The sequence below is a fragment of the Thermoprotei archaeon genome (assembly GCA_038881895.1).
Lineage (GTDB): Archaea > Thermoproteota > Thermoprotei > Gearchaeales > WAQG01 > JAVZOV01.
This window is the reverse complement of sequence record JAVZOV010000002.1, coordinates 406,194-426,479: the sequence shown is the minus strand read 5'-3', so window position 1 is coordinate 426,479 and position 20,286 is coordinate 406,194. Positions and strand designations below refer to the sequence as shown.

Here is a 20,286-nt window from a genome sequence, read left to right as displayed (position 1 = left end):
CTCATAGGGTAATGAGCTCTATGGAACGGTGGGGCTGTGAACACCTCAAACCAGGTTACTGGAAGCATAAAGCTTATCCTAAACGCTGGAAGCTCCTGACCTCAGTCGTGGAGCAGCCCACCCAAACTATCAATAATTCCTATAACTTCATTTAATCTATTTACTATAAAATCGGATTTTTCGCTGATGCCTCTGTTCCTGTTGTTAATAATCAAAACAGAAAGAGCACCTATCTTTTTTGCAGGTATTACATCATATTCAGTATCACCCACAATCATACCATTCTTAGGGTTGATATTTAATTGATTAAATGCTTTTAAATATATTGCAGGATTAGGCTTACTAAACAAAACCTCATCACCAGCAACAGTAACATTAAAGAACTGTCCTATCTTATAATAATCGAGTATTACATCAAGTCTACGTCTTGGTGTTGAAGTAGCAAGCCCAATTTTAATACCTCTCTTTCTAAGTTCTGATAAAGTCTCTGTAGCATCATCAAAAAGTGGCGCCTCATCAAAGTGCGATATAATATATTTATCAAAAGAATCTAAGTATTGCAAAAACTTAGATGCTGCGTCTTCACCACCAACTTTTCTAGCTATCTCTCTTCCATTAAGTCCAATTAATGGCTTTATATCATTCTTGCTGACATTGTAACCCATTAGCTTTAACGTTTCAACCCAAGCACTTGCAAGTAAGTCAACACTATTCCATAATGTTCCATCCAGATCAAACACTACTCCTTTAATCATTCTTAATCTATGCGCAATAATAACATTTTAAATAAATACTTAACGTCATGATTAAATAATAGATTAACCATGTTAAACGTATTTTTATCAAATTTACATGAAAGCTTAGAACTTTGTTTCTGGGATGAATTATCTATTAGGTTTGAATGTGATGTTCATCACATGTTTTTGAGCGTGTCGCTCGAATGTGGCTCAGATGTTCAAAGGCTGGAATAATGTTCCGAGCTAAAGTTGGAGAAGGAGCTCAGACAAGCGAATATGTCCATAACAACTGGCTTGACACAGCTCAGAACTCGGTATGATGAAGGCTATCAAAAGCCTAACAAACCGAGAATCCCCCAACTTTACTCGTAGAGAGAGCCAAGTCGTTCTCTCCTCCTTTGTTATTTCATTGGAGGTTAGGGTGGACTACTTCCAATATCTGAAGGTTTAGGCACGGCTGCAGCATCTCTGTCTAGTACATATTGCATTTTGCATTCCATTAGCCTGTACTCATAGAAAGCCTTCCGAAATAGTATCGCGATAGAAAGACTCAAATTAAGTTGCAATAAGTATAGATGCGAGATACGTATCTCGCATCTCTAACCTGTCCCCTCTGCTCCAGAAGTATAACCTCCTATGGAGACATGTTAAAACTTCGGATGTGTGGATTCATTGGTTCACTCCGAAAGCCCTCGATGAACTGATAGAGAGGGAAAAGTTACGTACGTCATAATGACCACATAACTTAGAACCCAGACTCTCAAGAGTATTTTCTTGTTAACAACATCAACACATGGGAGGCATATTAATCTTTAAATATTAGCTTTTTTCTTTTTCACTAATGATTAATCATGGACTATAAATGGACTGTATTGACTGTTACTACTGTGGGAGTTCTCATGGCAGGCATTGATAGCAGAATTCTTATAGTAGGATTACCTTCTATTGCAGAGAATCTGAAATCAGATCCTGAACAAGCTATATGGCTAACTCAAGCCTATTTACTAACATCTACTGCATTCTTGCTGATAATAGGAAGAATAAGTGATATTACTGGACGTGTAAAAGTTTACAATATTGGCTTCATAATTTTCACAGTTGGATCATTATTAACTGGTTTAGCAAGATCTCCGCTTCAAGCGATACTCACACGTGGACTTCAGGGTATTGGAGGTAGCATGATGTTTGCCAATAGTATTGCAATTATTGTTGATTCATGGCCACAACACGAGTTAGGGTTAGGATTAGGAATTAACCAGATAGCCTTTCGTGCTGGTGCAATGATAGGATTAGTAATTAGTGGTGTAATAATCTCGTTGATTGATTGGCGATTTTTATTTTATATTAATGTGCCGATTGGGATATTTGGTACACTATGGGCACACTTCAGACTTAAAGAAGTTGGTAAAATAGAACGTGAAGCTCCTATAGATTGGATCGGATTTATTTCGTTTACTGTAAGTGCAGCATCATTTTTGCTTGCATTAACATTTATAACATATGGTTTGTCAGATCTCTTGATAAGTATAATTTTCGGTATACTGTCGATTATATCACTAGTAATCTTTGTATTCAATGAAAGAAGAACGGATAGTCCGATTCTTGATTTGAGTCTTTTGAAAATAAAAACATTTCTTGGAGGGACCATTTCGCTTCTTTTTAATGTTATTAGCTGGGGTGCAGTTTTCATATTGCTTAGTCTTTATTTGCAGTTAGTGAAAGGTTATTCACCAATTATTACTGGACTAATGTTTTTACCTTTTGAGATTGCTTTCTTATTAGTAGGACCAATAAGTGGTAGACTTTCTGACAAATATGGAAGACGGGCATTTACGGTCCTAGGACTGATAGTTACTACACTCTCTCTTGCGTTGCTTTATACTATAAACGAGTTCACGTCAGATGTTTTTATTTTAATATATACTATAATACTTGGTATAGGAAATGGTTTATTTGTTTCTCCTAATATCAGTTATACAATGAGGGACGTTCCACCAATGCGAAGAAGCGTTGCATCAGCCTTCAGAGGCCTTTTCTTTAATCTTGGTTTCTTGATAAGTCTAAGCATTGCCCTTCTCATATTAGCGTTCTACGTTCCTTATAGAATACTCACAGCTATCATATCTATTGGTGATGTATCGTACTTACCGCAGGAATACATATATTTGTTTATATATGGTATTAAACAGACTTATCTATTCTTAGCTATAATAAATTCAATTGGAATACCTTTTGCAATGTTTAAAGAAAAAAGCGAGTTATCAAAGAGAACAAAAGATATGGAGCGTGATGAGACGTTATATGAATAGCATGACATTTAAATGTAAGTTAGTAGAAATGTTATATATATGGAGCACATTAGATGGCCTCCTCCTGCAAGAAAAATAAAAATTCATGTACTTTTACCAGCTACATTTCTTAGAGATATACCTCATTTAAGAGAGAAAACAATTCGCGCATCAATGATTGCTAGAACATTATCGATATTTAGAGTTGGTAATGTTACTATTTATAGAGATGTTAATGATAACAAATGGAAAGAAGATGCAAGATTATTAAAATTACTTCTCGAATATTTCAAAACACCACCATACCTGAAAAAATTCTTGTTCAAAAAATGCAATGACCTAAAATACGTAGGAATTACTCCACCATTAAAGACACCTAATCATCCAGAGCACAAGTTAGATTTTTCTTCGAACTTCAGATCAGCATTAGTGATAAAGAAAGAAAATAGAATATTTGCTGAAGCAGGGTTATCAGAACCTGTTGAAATTAGGGACAAAATAAAGGTAAAGCATGGTGATTTAGTTACACTAAAAATAGTTAAATCGAATAATACTTTATATGGAGAAATTGTTGATTCTTCACAGATACCACACTACTGGATTTATGACGTATCAGTAATACATGATCTTGCATTATTAATAAAAAAACTTCATAACCCAAATAATTTGATAGTTTCTACATCAAGATATGGTGATGATATAAGAAAAATTGTCGGAAGATTTCAGGAGACATTAAAAAACTCTAAGAATGTAATTCTTGTTTTTGGTTCACCAAAAGAGGGATTAAAGGAAATTTTTGAGAGATTTGGTCTAGAACTTAGTCAAGACAGTGATTATGTTATTAATTTTATACCTCTCCAAGGCGTAAAAACTGTAAGAACTGAAGAAGCATTAATTAGTACATTGTCAATAATTAATCTTTTAATTGATTGAACAGTTGATCGATTGAGTTTGTATTTATTTATAATTATTTCTTTTCTGATTTCTTTTTTGTTTTTTCTTCTTCTTTCTTAGTTTCACTACTCTCTTCTTTGAATATAGTAGTTCTTTGTCTTCCTCCCATATAATTCACCCCAAATATTTTTTACAAAACAAGCTTATTTATCTTTTCTTTAGATTGAAAAAACCTGTAGCATGGATTTTGCTTTGAAGGTGCGAATTGTAAGGCAATTCATCTCCCAACTAAAGTTAGGAGCTTTCTCACGGAATTTTTGTAAGAATTAAGTAGCTTAAATGAATATTTTTCTTATTTGCGAAAGATTTATCTATGGTGAAGTATGTTTTTGTTTTATGTTATTCAGTTTTGAGCTAGTGCCGCCCAAGGCGAATGTAGAAAAATTGTTAAAACGAGTAGAGCCTATTATTAACCTTGTGGATGCATTTAATATAACAGATACTCCTCTCGGTATGCCCAGAATCCCAAGTGCCATGTTTGCCTCAATACTTTTGCAAAGATTTAACGTAAAAACTATTGTTCATTTGAAAACTATTAATATGAATAAAGTAGCTTTAAAAAGTATTATTTATGGATGCGCCGCGTTAGGAGTATATGGGGTTCTTGTTGTAAGGGGAGATAAACCTAGTGAGGGAGATGAAGTAAGTGATACATGGCCTGAGGAACTAGTTTTATGGGGAAAAAGTGATGAAAAAACTTCGTCATTAAAGCTAGGTATGGTTGCAGGGCCACCGTTAGATATTCAACGTCTTTCTAAAAAGCTAAGTGCAAAACCAGATTTTATGATAACACAAGTCATGTTAAATGTTGAAGATGCAAAAAACTTTTATCAACATTTATCAAGTGTGTTCTCAACGCACGGATGGCGCCCACAAGTTTATGTTAACCTAGTTGTTCCTACAGAGAAAAATTCTGAAGTTATAAAGGAAATTGCCAAACTTGCTGGGATTCCCACTTTAGATAATGTAACTATGAAGATTGATGAGTTTCGTAACGTTGTGGATGAACTTGGAAGGATTTACGAGGGTATAGTATTATCATCTCCGATGGACCTAGAGGGCGGCGTTGAGTTTATTAAATTTCTTAGAAAGTAACTAACAATTACTATCTGATTAAAACGAAATTTTAAATAAATTTTAGAAAATTTTTGTTAATTCTTAAATTTAATTCAAGAGAACTAAATGTGAACTACTTTACGAGTAAACTGGGTATAATGTTCGTCTGAGGTTTTTACGTATTTAGGCTTATTTACTGGTTTAGAAAGGCTCACAATTCTTCCCTGCAGACTATTGACCAAGCGCTCGAAATCTCAACCATTCTTTAAAGAAAAATACTTACTTTTCTCAAGTTTTGACATGTTTAGATTTTGCTTACTTCATCTCAGGACTAAAGTTTAGGTTTTCTGAACGTCCATCTATATAAATATCGTAGTAAGAAGAAGATTAAGGAATTTCTTGAAGTACAGTAAACTTAATCTTTTAGTACATTATTTAAAGGTATATGTCAGAAGGTGTCAGGCCAGTTTTAATAGGTGGGTTGCCGCGTCCATTCAAATTTTCTAGAATATTAATGAAAGCTAGTGAGGGAAAAATTGAGAAAAATGATTTTGAGAATATATATACAAGCTATTTAAAAAGGGCTATTCTTAGGTTAAAGAGGATAGGCATCAATAACATTGTTCATGGCCTTTATTTATGGGATGATTTGTTCAGTCCGTTTTCTTCTTCTATGAGGGGTATAAAGCAAGGTCCATTATTCAGGTTCTTTGATAATAATTTCTACTATAGAGTGCCAGTGATTGAAAATTCGGTTAAGCTTGAAAATTCAGTCACTGTAGATTGGTATAGAAGTAATGTGCGAATTGCAAGCGAGTTTGGATTCCAGGTACATGCAATGTTGCCTGGTCCTTTAACGTTTGCTTTAATGTCTGAAAATAGGTATTATTCGTCAATGAGGAATCTAATAATGGATTTAACATTGGCGTTGCATACTGAAATATCTGCATTAGCAAAAGAGGGAGCAGAAATTATAGAGTTGCATGAACCGTTTTTAATAGAAATTACAGATACGCCTACTTTAGAATTATTTAAAGAAGCTCTATTGATGCTTAAGAATAATTTGGATGTAAAATTATGGGTTCAAACATATTTTGGGCCTGCGTTTCATGTATTATCTATTAAGAATGTGTATGATATTTTAGGCTTAGATTTCACATCGGTACAAGAATTTTTAACTAATCTTAGAAGGTTTGATGTTAGAGATGTTACATTAGCTGTTGGTCTTGTTAATTCCCGTAATACAAAAATGGAAGATGTAAGGATCGTAAGAAGTATAGTAAAAGAGCTTATAAAAATGAAACCAAAAGAACTTTTTATTACGCCAAGTTCTATGATGGATTTTATTCCTGAAAGCGTTGCGTTTAAAAAATTAAGAGTTCTAGTTAGATCATCTGAGAAGGTGGTATAAATGGAATATGAATTACCAATATTGCCTGCATCTGTAATAGGGAGTTATCCTAGACCAAAATGGTTAAGGGAAATGATCAAGGCTTACAAAAGAAAACAGATCTCTGAAGAGGATTTAAAGGAAGCTTATGATGATGCAGTCGTAACTGTTGTAGCTGATCAAGAACGTGCAGGTATAGATATACCTAGTGATGGAGAACAAAGGAGGGATGAAATGGTTGAATTCTTTGCTGAACGCATAGGTGGTTTTAAATTTTATGATCATGTGAGAGTATGGGGTAATGCATATTATAAAAAACCTGCTGTAGTTGGGATGCTCGAATACAAAGGTCCTATGATAGTTGATGAATATAAATTTTTAAGAACTGTTTCAAACCGAAAAGTTGTTAAAATGACTATAACAGGACCCTATACTATTGCGGAGTGGAGCTTCAATGAATATTATAGTTCAAAAGAAGAATTAACATTTGAATTGGCTAAGATTATCGGCAAAGAATTAAGAGCATTACAGGATTCTGGTAATGTTTTTGTGCAGATTGATGAACCGGCACTTCCAACACACGAGAATGAAATTCATTGGGCAGTTCAGGCTATTAACAAATCTATAGAAGGACTGCGTATGAAGATTGGTCTTCACGTCTGTTACGGAGAATATAAAAGATTAATTCCATACTTTGATGAATTGATGGTAAGCCAATTTGCACTAGAGTTCGCCAATAGAAACTTCAAAGAACTTGATATATTAAACAAAATACATTCTTCCGGGAAGGAAATAGGATTTGGTGTAATAGATGTTCATAATAAAAAGATTGAAAACATAGAAGATGTAGCTAATGCGATTAGAAAAGCTGTAGAGGTCATGGGACCATATCATGTTTATGTTAACCCAGACTGTGGTCTAAAACTCCAACCTAGGCCAATAGCATACCAAAAATTGGTTGTAATGACTAAAGCTACGAAGATCGTTCGAAAAGAACTCAAAATAAAGGGTTATGAAAGAAATTATATAAAAATATAGTTTATTTTTATTTAGTTTTTCTTAATTCTTTCACTATAGAAATCAAAGATCGCACTCTTTTTATATCGATAGGGTTTGTTATTATTCCATCGACTTTAAAAAATGTCCCTACTATTGCACCATCTGCTATGGTAAGTAGTTCTTTAACATTATTTAAGTTAAGCCCACTTCCTACTAAAACCGGTACTTCCCCAGCAACCTTTTTAACGTTAGATACATAGTCAGATGATGGAGGTTGCCCTGTTCTAGGACCTGTTACTACCAAAGCATCAGCTAATCCTCTTTCAATGTTATCTTTTACTTCATCTTCAAGACTTATTGGAACTATTGGATGAGCATGTTTAACACGTATGTCTGCAAAAATTTTAATATGGTCAGCTACTAATGCTTTGCGAAATCTTAAAACACTAGATGCTTTACCCTCGATTAATCCCTGATCAGTTATATATACTCCCGTCCACACGTTTGCTCTTACAAACTTTCCACCAGTTGCTGCAGCTATAGCTATTGCAGAATCCACGCAATTCCGTAATACATTAATTCCTAAAGTCAATGAAACCGACATAGATATTTCTTTTGCTATTGCTGTCATAAATGCTATAGTTTCAGGACTCGCGTTATCTTTCACATATGGTGCATCTCCAAAATTTTCAATAATTAATCCATCAACACCACCTTCCTCTAGAATTAATGCTTCTGACACCGCTCTTTTTAGTACAGAATCAAAACTTTGCCCTCTAGGAGAACCTGGAAGAGGCAGTAAATGTATGACACCTATGACTGGTTTTTCTACCCCAAAGGGTTCCATACCATATTTAGTTGTTACAAGTTTAAAAGTATGATCATTAGATTTCAACAGTAATTTAATGTTATAATTTGAGTAAAGAATTATTATTGAGTTGTTTAATCACTAGATATATAGATTAGAATCAAGTATATATTTGGCTGTAAGATATTCATGCGTGGGATGTAACTATGTTACGAGTTATAGTGTGCATCAAAGAAGTCCCAAGAGCTGATCAACTTGAGATTGATCCTAAGACTGGGACCCTGAAGAGAGCTGGTGTTGAAAGTGATATTAATCCACCTGATCTGAACGCTTTGGAGATGGCATTACAATTAAAAGAAAAATATGGCGGAGAGATTATCGTTGTTACAATGGGTCCACCATTCTTTAGAAAATCATTAGAGAAAGCTATAGGTATGGGGGCTGATAGGGCCATATTACTAACCGATAGAAGAATGGCAGGTGCTGATACAGCAGCCACGGCTTACACCTTAAGCGAAGCTATGCAAAGAATTAGCGAGGAATTTGGTAAATATGATTTAATATTTTTTGGCGAAGAAACTACAGATAGTTCCACAGGCCATATAGGGCCGGGTGTGGCAGGGCATCTTAATTTACCTCAAATCACTTATGTTTCAAGTATTGAGTTAAAGGATAACAAGGTTATTGCTAAGCGTGTAGTTGAAGATGGATATGAGATCTGGGAATCTACACTCCCGGCCGTAATTACGGTTAACTTTGGTTCCAATATACCTAGACAACCTACAATAACTGGATTACTTAAAGCTAAACGCGCAAACGTAATTTTGGAGTGGAACGCAGATTATCTGAAGTTAGATATAACTAAGATAGGGCTTGCTGGTTCACCAACTATAGTGAGCAAGATAGATAATGTTATTTTGCCAAAAAGAAAGAATATTATATTAACTGGTAATACAAAAGATAATGTAAAGCAGTTAATAGATTATTTAATTAAGGATGGTGTCATTGAGATTGATTCGTAGGTGATATGTATGATAGGTGATATTTCGCAATATAAAGGTATTTGGGTTTTTCTTGAACATAGAAATGGACATGTGCGTGAACCATCACTTCAACTTATTAGCAAAGCTAAAGAACTAGCAGATAAAAGAGGGGTTTACTTGGCTGGAGTACTGTTACACTACGGTAATGAAAGCCTAATTGATGAGGTAATTGGATATCCGTTAAATAAGATATATGTTGTCGAACACCCTAAGCTTAAAAATTATTCACCAGAATTATATGCTGAAGCGTTGGCACAACTTATTAATATTTATAAGCCTGAGGCTGTGTTTTTTGCAGCTACTAAAAATGGAAGAGAATTAGGTGGTAGATTACATTCTATCATAGAAACTGGTTTAGCTGCTGACTGCACAGATTTTCAAGTTCTTCCTGATGGTAATATAGATATGATCAGACCAGCTTTTGGTCATACCATTCTTGCACATATATTATGTAAAAAGCATAGACCTCAAATGGCATCTGCCAGACCAGGGGTATTTGAGATACCACAGAATATTAGTGGTCACAAAGCTGAAATAATTAAGGTTAATTTAGATCTTGATAAGTTTAATCCAAGGGCTAAAATGATAGAATTTATACCTAAGAAGGAAGAAAGTGATATACCGTTACCTGATAAAGCTAAAATTGTAGTGTCCGGAGGATATGGACTTGGTAAACCTGAAAACTTTAAGCTCATTGAAGATCTAGCTAAATTACTTAATGCCGGTATGGGTGCTTCTAGAAAGGTTGTTGATCTGGGGTGGATACCTAAAGATAGACAAGTTGGACAGACCGGAAAAACTGTTAGACCAAAGCTTTACATAGCAGTGGGAATCTCTGGTGCAGTTCAGCATCTTGCTGGCATGCAACAATCATCAATAATAGTGGCGATAAACAAAGATCCTGAAGCTCGTATCTTTAAGGCTGCGGATTATGGAATAGTCGGTGATGCGGTAGAGATTGTCTCAGAAATGATACAACAATTCAATCAATTAAAAATTAAAAGAAGCTCATAATAACTAAAAATATTTACATTTGTTTGAATATCAGCAATTTTTATATTTCTCTATAATGTATTAGGGATGAAATATAATGTATGAGTATGGTAAGTTATCATTAATAGCTGATATAGGAAAGCAGCTTAGAGAAAAAATTGAATTAATACTAAATGATTTAATGGATTATGCTGAGATCATGACTGAGCTGGATTCTTATAAACTTTTTAATGGAGATATCGATAAAATATCAAATATTATAAAAAATGACCCATCAACTCTCACAATTCTTAATGAAGTTGATATACCATTGGAACCTGTCAATTTAATCATGTCACCTAAAATAAATCCTGATTCTACAGATGCACGAACAAGAAATATTATAATAGGAGTTGATTCTAGCTGGATAAAACCTGATGTCCACATCAAACCTTTAGTATCAGTTATGAATGTAGTAACATTTGTGTATGCTCCTAAAGTAATTACAAGGGGTTATAAGATTGATAATATTGCCGAGGTAAAGATAGGTAAAGAACTCTTTGTCAGGCGCTCACAACAAAGGAATTCATGGCATATTATGAAAGAAGTTGATTTAGAAATTTGGCAATTTGAATTGATGGAGAAATTAATAGAAAAAATTATACGCGATTTAGACAAAGATAAAAAAGTATTTCTTCTTTATGATGGGTCTTTATCGATACCATATGCAGGAAACTATTCAACTGAGGATCAGGAATTACTTGTTAGCGCACTAAGACGTTTCATCGATAATATGAAAAGACTCAATGTGACACCTATAGGTGTTTACCATTCATTAAGTAGGGGTTTTCTTAATGCATTAATAAGAGGTGTAATTTGCGTTTCTGAATTATCATGTAATAGATGTATATTAGAGAAAGGTGATAATTCTCCCTGTTTGAAATATTCTATCATAAATGACAAAAATCTTTTTCTTAAACGACTTAAAGTTTATGAGAGAGGTCCACTTTTCCAGGTACATAATTTGGTATTAGAACATAATAGAAATATTGATATTAAAGGTTTCTATATTAAAGTTGATGAAGATAATATTATGAGAGTTGAAATACCTGGATGGGCTTCATCTCACATCGATGATATACATCTTAGTATAGCTTCTCAGATATCACTTTTACAACAAGTGAAAGGTAAAGGGTATCCTTATGTTTTATTAAGGGCCCATGAAAATGCTATACTAAGAACTATAGATAAAGAATTAATATACAATCTGATAAGAGAGGAACTTAAAAAAGTTAGTGAGGAGAAAAATATTACTCTCACAGTTAAGGAAACCGGTAAACTATTCTATAAAAAGCATGGTGTTTTATAATTTAGTGAAGAGATTATGAAATTTCAGATAAGCTATAGCTACTTAATTTCTATAGCGTTATCATCTGCAATTTCTCTTGAAGTAGCGGCGTATCCTAAACCAGGTAATGTACATCGATTTCATGATTATAAAGATACAAAGTTTGAAGATTTCCTTATAACTAGTCATGTAATGCAACCTATCTTTATCGAAGTCTTTAATAGATCACTGAATAACAACCAAATAGAAGTTGGAAAAGCTATTTATCTTGCAGTCAAATTTGCTAGAAAAATTCATGGAGGTGGCAATACAAATTTAGGATTAGCAACACTTCTTATACCATTGGCTGCCGGTGTAGCTCAGTGTTTGCCAAGACTAGATATTAGAGAGATCGTGTTTAAGGCACAAGATATTGTGAAAAATAGCAATGTAGAAGATGCTATAATGTTTTATAAAGCTATCAGAGAAGCATCACCATCATATGTTAAGAAGTATAAGCCAGAAAAAACAAGCTTACCTGATGTTTTCATAGAAAATTTCGAAAGTGAACTGAAAAGAAATAATTATACATTATGGGATGTTCTTACTGAATCTGCGTCATGGGATATTGTAAGTAGAGAATTAATAAACGGTTATCCTGAATCTATTTTCGTGAAAAAATTCATAGAAAAAAATCTCAGTAAAATTGGATGGAATAATTCAATAATTTCAGCATATATCCACTTGTTATCCGAAAGACCAGATAGTCTTATAATTAGAAAAGGTAATAAAGAAATTGCTGTCCTAATTATGAATGAGGCGGCTGAAATAAAAAAATTAAGAAAAATTTATGGCAAAAAAGGTCTAAAAATGCTTAAAGAACTAGATAGAAAATTAAATGAACTCAATTTAAATCCCGGATCCACAGCAGATATAATAGCAAGTGGTATTGCTCTATACAATATTCAGAGAATGCTCTCTATTAATATGAGAGAATTAGTAGACTATTTTCATTAAGTCGCACTGTTTTAGATACTATTATAATCATTACTGTAGATATTCAAGACTCTGATAGTCTCACCTTTTGACGAGGAAAAGCTATTAGTATGTATGCTGTATATACAGAGCTTGAGAATATTAATAAGTGCAGTATGGAACAATATGAACAAATAGTATGAAGAATGTAGAGTTCGATGCTAATTAAGTAAAATGCAAGAATTGAAGAAATAACAGATCCAATAAAAATTGTGAGAAGTATGATGTACGCAGTCCTAACATTTTTGAGCATTGTATAAAGTATACCAAGTAAAGTATACAATATGAATCCTACCAATGCAAGAAACCATAGAGGTATACTAAAAAGGTATGCATATTCGCTTTGGACTATCGCAAGACACGATGATCCTATTAAACAATAAGATGAAGCACTCAAAGAATCTAACATAAGTAGTATGCTCACTATGATACCGATAGTACCAATAATTATAAAAAATAGTCCTGATCGTCTCATTGTATTTTGGAGAAATATCTTGGTATCTCTAAATCAGCCATTGTAAGTAAACCTGGTCTGGTCTCTAATACTCTTGGTATCATATTAACTATCATACCTGCTGTCGCTATATCACCTTGAGTTCCATTACTTCTCCATCTTATTTCAGGTGTTCCTTTTATTGTTATATCTTCATAATCTTTTGCTCCAATATATGCTCTTAGTTCAACTCTGATTATTTCTTTGTCATTTTGATAACCTATGCCATAACCTTTTAATCCTAAAACGTATCCTTTTTCAATGTTCACATCACCAACTTTTACATTTTTCTTAGCAATTACAGGCATTTGATTTTCCTCTACTTTGTTAACTTCTAAATTTAAGAACTTTGAAATGAGAAGTACTGATTCAGCATAACCAACATGCCCAGTAATCTCACCTGAGTTAATTTTCTTCTTTGCCTCTTCTGGTGTCATGCCAACTCCTATTTTTTTCTGAAAATTGCTACGTCTGTAAGCAGCATTTAATGATCGTATAGCTCTAATGTATTCCACATTCCATGACGGACTAGTTAAAATAGCAACTAAAGTGTCAAGTATGAAGCCAGGATTCACACCAGTACCTATTACTGTTACACCGTGTTTTTTAGCAAGTTGGTCTATCTGTTTTGCTAATTCAGAATACCTATAATATGGATACGATAATGTCTCACATGTTGAGATAACATCACAGTTAAGTTTTATGCATGTCTCTAATTGATTATAAATCCTATCTAAATATGTGCCTGTTGAGTGTAACACTATATCAACATTTTTTAGGTTATTCGTATTATCAGTTATTGTGACACCCATTTTTTCTTTTAAACCGATAACTTCACTCAGATCTTTCCCTATTTTTTTAGGATCTATATCTATTGCTCCTACTATATTGAGGCCTCTCATGTGTGCAGTTTTTGCTATTAACGCACCTATTTCTCCAACACCATAAAGTGCGATATTGATGTTATCACCCATGACAAACACCACTAGAGAAAAAGCAATACTACTAAATAAACATACAGAATTGTTTAAATTAAATCTCGCTTTTAAGAGTTTCATCGATAGACTTTATTGACGCCTTAATCCTAGTATAGAGTTTCATTGCGCGTTTTGCATACGTTGAGTAATCTATTATCTTGACAACTACCGGAAATCTAAATGCGTCACCATATGCAAGAAAGCTTTGCCGTGCTAATGATCGTATGATTGGGTCATATAATTTTGAATTAATGAGGTTAATGGTTGCTGCCTTAATATCATTTTCGTCACCTAATACTGAAGTAAAAGTGTTCCAGATCATGCTACTCACATCAGGATCAATCTGAGAAGGCCTTTGATCTATTATACAAAGTGTTATTCCACGCTTTCTGAGTTCTCTAGCAATTTTTCCCATAGGACTGTTCTCCTTTAATTTGGGGTCTAAAAATTTATGAGCTTCTTCGACAAATATCACTATTCTTTTTGATAATTCTCTTTTTTGCAAACCTAATGTTACAGCATTTTCTAAAAGTCTTCTTGCAATCATGTTCGTGAGTAACGTATAGGCTCTTACATCATCACCATAAGCTCCAAAAGATATTACAATATGTTTTAGTTCTTTTCCCAATAATGATTCAACTATACTATCTATTACTCCTTTATTTTCACCTTTTTCTTCAATGAATTTATAGTTTCTAAGAAAACTCAATTTTCTATGAAGCGATTGTATGGTTGGTATAATTTTAGAATCAAATTCCTTTTTCTTTCCCTCTCTTTCTTTTTCAACTAAATTGATTAATTTTTCATAAAGTTTGTCATCATATAGATATGCTATCCATGGATAGTCTTTATATTCAGGTTCCTTAATTTCTTTTACCATTTGACGGATTTGTTCTGATATTGTTTGGAGAGTACTTGTTTGTGTTTCTGTCAGATTAAGTAATTCCGACATAAGTATTATGTCCTGAGGTTCTATTTCTGATGCGCTTATTTTTAGCATATACATGATGTGTCTATCCTCTTTACTGATTCTTACTAGTTCTTCATCAGGTGTGTATGCAATAAACTCATCAGGCATTATTCTTGCAACTCCATATCCAAGTTGTTTTCCATACATATCTTTAACTGTCGTTCCGTATTCACTATGCATATCTAGTATAAGCATTGAGACAGGTGTGTATTCATAATCACCACTATACTTGCGTTGTGCAGTATACAATGCAATATTTATTGCTATTATATTTCCTAGCACAGTTTTACCAGTTCCGGTCTTTCCATAAATCGCAAAGCTTGATTTTGTGAGCATCGGTATATCTACAGGAATCAGCGCATCTTCTATACCTATTGGAGAACCAAAACCTAACTTTAAAAAGTTATCCTCATCAGGTGCACTGTAAAATATTTTAGCATCGTTTATAGTTAGTGTTGTAACTGATGATAAGTAATCTGGTATTGTGTTCGCCTCTTCGATCTTATCATTATCTCCTTGAGCTATTACAATACCAGTAGCGTAAGAAGGTAGGATCTCCTCACGCATGACATCTATTAAACCTGATGAAATGTTACTCGATGATAATTTATTAGCTACATCCATACTACCGTGATACACGTTATTTAATAAAAGCAGATATTTCCTCCTTATCCCATTGGCTACTTTTAAACTACCTACGGTAATATCTTCAGAGCTTACATTTAATTTGATTTGTACTCCTTTCTCAAGTGAACCTCCTACTATATATCCTATGTTTTCCATTTCTATTCACTCCTTAAATAACGATCCAATAAATTTAATGTATTGTGGTATTATATCAATAAATCCGTATGTTGTTAGACTGCGTAAACTTGATTTGTAGAGTTCTTTTAATTCATTCTTGTCAAAATATTTTGATTCACTTAACCATTTGTAAAGGTTAAATACTAATTGCATAAAGTCTACTCTATTCATATTTAACGATGAATATATGAGCGGTATGTATTCCATCTGTAAATCTTTGTGAAAATCTCTTATGAAATCTATATCTGGCTCAAAAACTAGGTCATGCATCATTGGGGCCTTGTATGGTGTGCCTTGTACGAAATTAGTTCCATTGAAATATCCTATGGAAACTGCACTATAAATAACAGCCATTATATTTTCTATATCAGGATATTGTTCTTTATAAGCTTTCCAACTTATTGCTACTTTGCTAGGTATTTTCTCTGGATAGTATATTCTTATTTCATGATTTTTTATAACACCTACTATGAGAATATTTTCGCTTGCAATAACAACCATGCTTCCAAGATTTAATCTTGGACTATCAATACGAATAGTATTAAAATCCAGCATTAAATATCCTCCGTTAAATACTTTACCAATTGGATTTTTCACTTTTTCATTATATATATCCATATAATTCTTGATCAAGGTCCTCCCCCTAATATTATACTTTCAAGATATTTAATAAAGAAATCTATAAAAAAATCTACATAATCTTTTTCTTTTATTAGTTAATTAATACTCTTCAGCATCATAATCTTCTTCATCAGTTTCTTCATGTTCATCTGCAGGTGTCTCACTTGTTCGTCTTTTTTCTTTAAGAACACTATCTAGCGCCTTTTTAGCGTTAACGTGCTCAGGTTCAATTTCTAACGCTTTATTTAATTCTATTTCTGATTCATCCAATTTACCTGAGATCGCATATACTAGCCCAAGTAAATAGTGAATGTCAGCGTTATCTGGTGCTAATTCTACTGCCTTCTTAAGTTCGTGTTCAGACTCTTCGAACTTTCCTTGTTCTATGAGCACACCACTTAAGCTTATATGAGCATCAATATTTTCTGGGTTAAAGTTTATCGCGCTGCGAAATTCATTTTCAGCTTCTTCAAACCTATTCATTTCATATAATAGTGTGCCTAGGCTGATATGCATATCAGCATCATTAGGTTTAAGAGTTATAGCTTTTCTTATCTCTTCCTCTGCAGAATCTAGATCACCTTTTGTCGCAAGAACAACTCCTAAATTATGGTGCGCTTCGGCGTGTTCAGGACTAATACTTATTGCGATGCGATATTCTTCTTCTGCTTCATTTAATCGTCCTATACTGTATAATTGGTCGCCTTTTTTTCTATGCTCTTCTGCTTCTTCAAACGACACGTGATCTCATTCCTCGCATTATATATGTGTGTATACCTAAAAATACCTTTCTAATCATAAAACATGATTAAAGTATAACTTGTTTAAAAATAAAAAGATAGATGCTATGGTTTTTGCATCTTTAATTTCACCGTTATTAATCATTGACAATAACTCCTTGATGTTTATTTTTTCAACGTAGATGTCTTCATTGATTTCAAGTCTTTGTTGGCTTTTCTCTAGTTCCTCTGCAACGAACACATGGAGTATTTCGTTACTATATCCGGGCGCTGAATAAAATGCTCCTAGTTTTTCAATTTTATGCGCTTTATAACCCGTCTCCTCCTCAAGCTCACGTATTGCACATTGTTCAGGTGTTTCACCATTTTTTAATGTTCCTGCAGGAAGTTCTAAAAGTATTTTATCTACGGCTATGCGGTATTGCCTAACCATAAGTATAGTGTTATTTTCTAGAAATGCCAAAATAGCAACAGCTCCTGGATGTTCAACGATCTCTTTAGTATAACGAAAACCGTTTTTAGATCTTATTTCCTCAAGCCTTAAATTTATTATGCTACCTTTATAAATAACTCTACTTGATAAAACTTCTTTTTTTCCTAGATCATTATTGACCATACTGTTAATGACTTAATCCTGACAGATATTTTTATTCTCTTGCTAGATGAACTTCAAATTTGCATACTTTATCCCCATATGATGAGCCAGTTGATGTACTAGTTACTTTAATATTGACGTTTAATTTTTCATGCACTATGGACTCTAACAACCCTTCACGTAAAGGACATGTTGCAACAGAACTTACAGCATCTGGAATCCACTCACAACCTAAACATCTATAAACAGTAAGCCTAATTGGATCCTTTTTTTCTATTTCAGTGTGACCTAAATCGTTTTGTTCCAGCAGCAATGATGCCTCATTTAATAAATCTATGAGATTATCGGATCTAAGATTTCGTGCTAATCGTTTCCCATACTCATAGCCGAGAATCTTATGAGCCTCATTCAAAGAAACCCCTGATAATCGTCCAAATACTTGCAAAGTTTTTAAGTAATGTTCGAATTCAGGTTTAGATACCAAAGATTATCACCAAATATTTTTCTTTAAACAAACTTAAAAACCTTACTTAAATCTTTATACTTAATATCTCATGATAAACTGTATGTTCTTAAAGATAACCTGGAGACAACATCTTATCATGGTTTCGTGCATTAGTGAGAAGTTAAGATTTATTATTTTAAAGGAAAAATACTAAATTGATAGTACATAAAAGAATGAAGACTTAACTAGATTTTTGTTGATACTTTCCACGGTTGAAACTGTGGGTTCTTTGCTTCTAAGTTATTGGTCTTATTGTTTATGTCCTTTTAACTTTATTGGCGGGAAGATCCCTCTGCGTAAGCTGGGGGATGAGAGCTGAAACACTTATATATTTTCTTATTCGTATCTTCACTAGTATGCATGGGACAGGCCGAATTCACGCCGTTGTCAGCAGTTTCGAGACGGATAGGTTTAAATGGAGGTTGATTACTTTATTCTTAACGATGTCTGGAGATTACGAAGAACTACTTAGACCAAAGGATGCTGCAAAGATATTCAACATCTCAGTTAAAACGCTTTGGAAGTGGCAGAAGAAAGGCATTATTAGAGCAGTTAAACTCCCAACTGGCAAGCTGAGATATCCCAAGAGCGAAGTTGAAAGGCTATGGAAGCAGTTAAAAGCTACAGGATCCCAGTAGATGTTCCAAAAGATTTAATCGAAGAATACTTCAAAGCTAAGCGGAAGGCTTTAGACGCAATATTCTCACACGTTAAAATTTCCAAGAAGGCTCACCTCAACTTGAAAGCTGAGGATAGGAGAGAGCTTAGGGATGAACTGCTACGAGAGTGGAAATACTCAAAGCATTACGTTGATTCAGCAATGAACTCCGTTATCGGATTGGTTAAGGGCTGGATAACGCTCTACAACAAGGGGAAAGCTGAAGGTAAGCCTGAGATAACTAAGAGGACAGTCTACATTAAGAGCACGCTCTTCAGCTTCAGAGATGGCATACTGAGGGTAAGCATAGAGCCTAATAAGCGGTATCTTGAGGTCGACTTGAGTGAGTGTTCGTGGATTCCGAGAGACTTTGATAAAGTCGGTGGACTACTTATGACTGAGAAGGAGTTGATAATTACGGTTAAGAAGAGGGTTGAGCCCAAAGCTGAGAAGTGGGCATCATTTGACGTTAACTTAACGAACGTGATGGCGTTCATAGGTGGTGAGGTTAAGCGCTATGACTTAAGAGAGCTCTACCACATTCACAGAACTTATGAGGTAAAGCGGCAGAGGATACAAAAGTTATCTAAGATTAAGCCCAATGCATCAAAGAGACTATTAGAGAAGTACCCTAAGCGTGAGAAGAATAGAGCTAAAGACTTCATGCACAAGTTAACCACGCAGGTTGCGGGGGAGCTCAAGGAGAGGAACTGCGGAGCAATACTTGAAAACCTGAAAGGTGTAAAGAGGCGAATCCTCAACAAGTCTAAAGACGTGAACAGAAAGCTCTCGAAGTGGAACGCAAGGACGTTTCAGTTCATGCTCGAATACAAGCTGAAATGGCTTAACCTACCAGTAAAATACGTTAACCCAGCCAACTCATCTAAAACCTGCCCAGCCTGCTCCGGAAGCATGGCTTCCTATCTGGGCAGGATAATGAGATGCGAAAAATGCGGGTTAACGATGGATAGGGATGTTGTAGCGGTGTTGAACCTTCAGATGCGGGGAATTGGGTTCTCCCCGAGAGCCCTCAACGAATTAATAGAGAGGGAAGGGTTAAGTAGGAATGAAAATAACAATTCACTATGCATTCCTACTTAACTCAGAACCCTGTGGAGACCAAGACCTCCGTAACCTGTCTTCCAGACGTGGTTAGTGGAAACGGTTTCGCCAAAGGAAACCTGCGCTCTGGGTGAGCAGAGACTGAGTCTGATCGTTGAAGCAGGAAGCCCCATCTGAAAGGGAGGGGTAGTTCACGCTCCTAATTCATCTCACGGTTAAGATTGTAAGCTTTCTTGTCAAATCTTTTGGTAA

20 protein-coding genes are annotated in these 20,286 nt (G+C 34.3%); 11 read left to right on the top strand and 9 right to left on the bottom strand.

Annotation, left to right across the window (positions count from 1 at the left end; genetic code table 11):
* Positions 1 to 101: 101 nt before the first annotated feature.
* Entirely contained in the window at positions 102 to 755 is a 654-nt protein-coding gene (locus tag QW128_05345) for an HAD family hydrolase (protein MEM3833006.1), read from the bottom strand.
* A gap of 833 nt (positions 756 to 1,588) precedes the next feature.
* On the opposite strand from QW128_05345, the gene QW128_05340 reads away from it, so the two are divergent.
* The 5 genes from QW128_05340 to QW128_05320 all read left to right on the top strand — a co-directional run bounded on the left by QW128_05340 (position 1,589) and on the right by QW128_05320 (position 7,463).
* Positions 1,589 to 3,046: an MFS transporter gene (locus QW128_05340; GenBank protein MEM3833005.1), complete on the top strand. Its 1,458-nt coding sequence runs from the start codon at positions 1,589 to 1,591 to the stop codon at positions 3,044 to 3,046.
* 39 nt (positions 3,047 to 3,085) lie between these two features.
* On the top strand, positions 3,086 to 3,958 hold the full coding sequence (locus QW128_05335) for an RNA methyltransferase (GenBank protein ID MEM3833004.1): 873 nt from the start codon (positions 3,086 to 3,088) through the stop codon (positions 3,956 to 3,958).
* Between the two features lie 357 nt (positions 3,959 to 4,315).
* On the top strand, positions 4,316 to 5,074 hold the full coding sequence (locus tag QW128_05330) for a methylenetetrahydrofolate reductase (GenBank protein MEM3833003.1): 759 nt from the start codon (positions 4,316 to 4,318) through the stop codon (positions 5,072 to 5,074).
* Positions 5,075 to 5,480: 406 nt separating this feature from the next.
* The gene (locus tag QW128_05325; GenBank protein MEM3833002.1) at positions 5,481 to 6,446 is read left to right on the top strand and encodes a hypothetical protein; all 966 of its coding nucleotides are present in this window, start codon (positions 5,481 to 5,483) and stop codon (positions 6,444 to 6,446) included.
* The gene (locus QW128_05320) at positions 6,447 to 7,463 is read left to right on the top strand and encodes a methionine synthase (GenBank protein ID MEM3833001.1); all 1,017 of its coding nucleotides are present in this window, start codon (positions 6,447 to 6,449) and stop codon (positions 7,461 to 7,463) included. It begins immediately after the preceding gene.
* Between the two features lie 7 nt (positions 7,464 to 7,470).
* On the opposite strand, the gene QW128_05315 is transcribed toward QW128_05320, so the two are convergent.
* On the bottom strand, positions 7,471 to 8,271 hold the full coding sequence (locus QW128_05315; protein MEM3833000.1) for a BtpA/SgcQ family protein: 801 nt from the start codon (positions 8,269 to 8,271) through the stop codon (positions 7,471 to 7,473).
* Positions 8,272 to 8,438: 167 nt separating this feature from the next.
* Between QW128_05315 and QW128_05310 the strand changes: the two genes are divergently transcribed.
* The 4 genes from QW128_05310 (at position 8,439) to QW128_05295 (ending at position 12,591) form a co-directional block, all read left to right on the top strand.
* Complete coding sequence (locus QW128_05310; protein ID MEM3832999.1) at positions 8,439 to 9,254, top strand: electron transfer flavoprotein subunit beta/FixA family protein; 816 nt, start codon at positions 8,439 to 8,441, stop codon at positions 9,252 to 9,254.
* 9 nt (positions 9,255 to 9,263) lie between these two features.
* Entirely contained in the window at positions 9,264 to 10,289 is a 1,026-nt protein-coding gene (locus tag QW128_05305) for an electron transfer flavoprotein subunit alpha/FixB family protein (protein MEM3832998.1), read from the top strand.
* A 76-nt stretch (positions 10,290 to 10,365) separates the two neighbouring features.
* Entirely contained in the window at positions 10,366 to 11,616 is a 1,251-nt protein-coding gene (locus tag QW128_05300; GenBank protein ID MEM3832997.1) for a DNA double-strand break repair nuclease NurA, read from the top strand.
* Between the two features lie 15 nt (positions 11,617 to 11,631).
* Positions 11,632 to 12,591 carry a triphosphoribosyl-dephospho-CoA synthase gene (locus QW128_05295; GenBank protein MEM3832996.1) on the top strand — a complete coding sequence of 320 codons (960 nt, stop codon included), beginning with the start codon at positions 11,632 to 11,634 and terminating at the stop codon, positions 12,589 to 12,591.
* A gap of 43 nt (positions 12,592 to 12,634) precedes the next feature.
* Here the strand turns inward: QW128_05295 and QW128_05290 are convergent, their stop codons facing one another.
* The 7 genes from QW128_05290 to QW128_05260 form a co-directional block, all read right to left on the bottom strand.
* On the bottom strand, positions 12,635 to 13,084 hold the full coding sequence (locus QW128_05290) for a vitamin K epoxide reductase family protein (protein ID MEM3832995.1): 450 nt from the start codon (positions 13,082 to 13,084) through the stop codon (positions 12,635 to 12,637).
* Positions 13,081 to 14,076, bottom strand: a complete 996-nt coding sequence (locus tag QW128_05285; GenBank protein MEM3832994.1) for a dihydrodipicolinate reductase — start codon at positions 14,074 to 14,076, stop codon at positions 13,081 to 13,083. The genes QW128_05290 and QW128_05285 overlap by 4 nt, the downstream gene beginning before the upstream one ends.
* Positions 14,077 to 14,134: 58 nt before the next feature.
* Entirely contained in the window at positions 14,135 to 15,832 is a 1,698-nt protein-coding gene (locus QW128_05280; protein MEM3832993.1) for an ATP-binding protein, read from the bottom strand.
* Positions 15,833 to 15,838: 6 nt separating this feature from the next.
* The gene (locus QW128_05275) at positions 15,839 to 16,486 is read right to left on the bottom strand and encodes a hypothetical protein (GenBank protein ID MEM3832992.1); all 648 of its coding nucleotides are present in this window, start codon (positions 16,484 to 16,486) and stop codon (positions 15,839 to 15,841) included.
* An 87-nt stretch (positions 16,487 to 16,573) separates the two neighbouring features.
* The gene (locus tag QW128_05270) at positions 16,574 to 17,215 is read right to left on the bottom strand and encodes a tetratricopeptide repeat protein (GenBank protein ID MEM3832991.1); all 642 of its coding nucleotides are present in this window, start codon (positions 17,213 to 17,215) and stop codon (positions 16,574 to 16,576) included.
* 54 nt (positions 17,216 to 17,269) lie between these two features.
* Entirely contained in the window at positions 17,270 to 17,830 is a 561-nt protein-coding gene (locus QW128_05265) for an NUDIX hydrolase (protein MEM3832990.1), read from the bottom strand.
* 31 nt (positions 17,831 to 17,861) lie between these two features.
* A complete protein-coding gene (locus QW128_05260; GenBank protein MEM3832989.1) occupies positions 17,862 to 18,293 on the bottom strand; it encodes a hypothetical protein in 432 nt (143 codons plus the stop codon).
* A gap of 464 nt (positions 18,294 to 18,757) precedes the next feature.
* Between QW128_05260 and QW128_05255 the strand changes: the two genes are divergently transcribed.
* The gene (locus QW128_05255; GenBank protein ID MEM3832988.1) at positions 18,758 to 18,952 is read left to right on the top strand and encodes a helix-turn-helix domain-containing protein; all 195 of its coding nucleotides are present in this window, start codon (positions 18,758 to 18,760) and stop codon (positions 18,950 to 18,952) included.
* Complete coding sequence (locus QW128_05250) at positions 18,919 to 20,073, top strand: transposase (protein MEM3832987.1); 1,155 nt, start codon at positions 18,919 to 18,921, stop codon at positions 20,071 to 20,073. Before QW128_05255 ends, QW128_05250 begins: the two co-directional genes overlap by 34 nt.
* Positions 20,074 to 20,286: the final 213 nt, after the last annotated feature.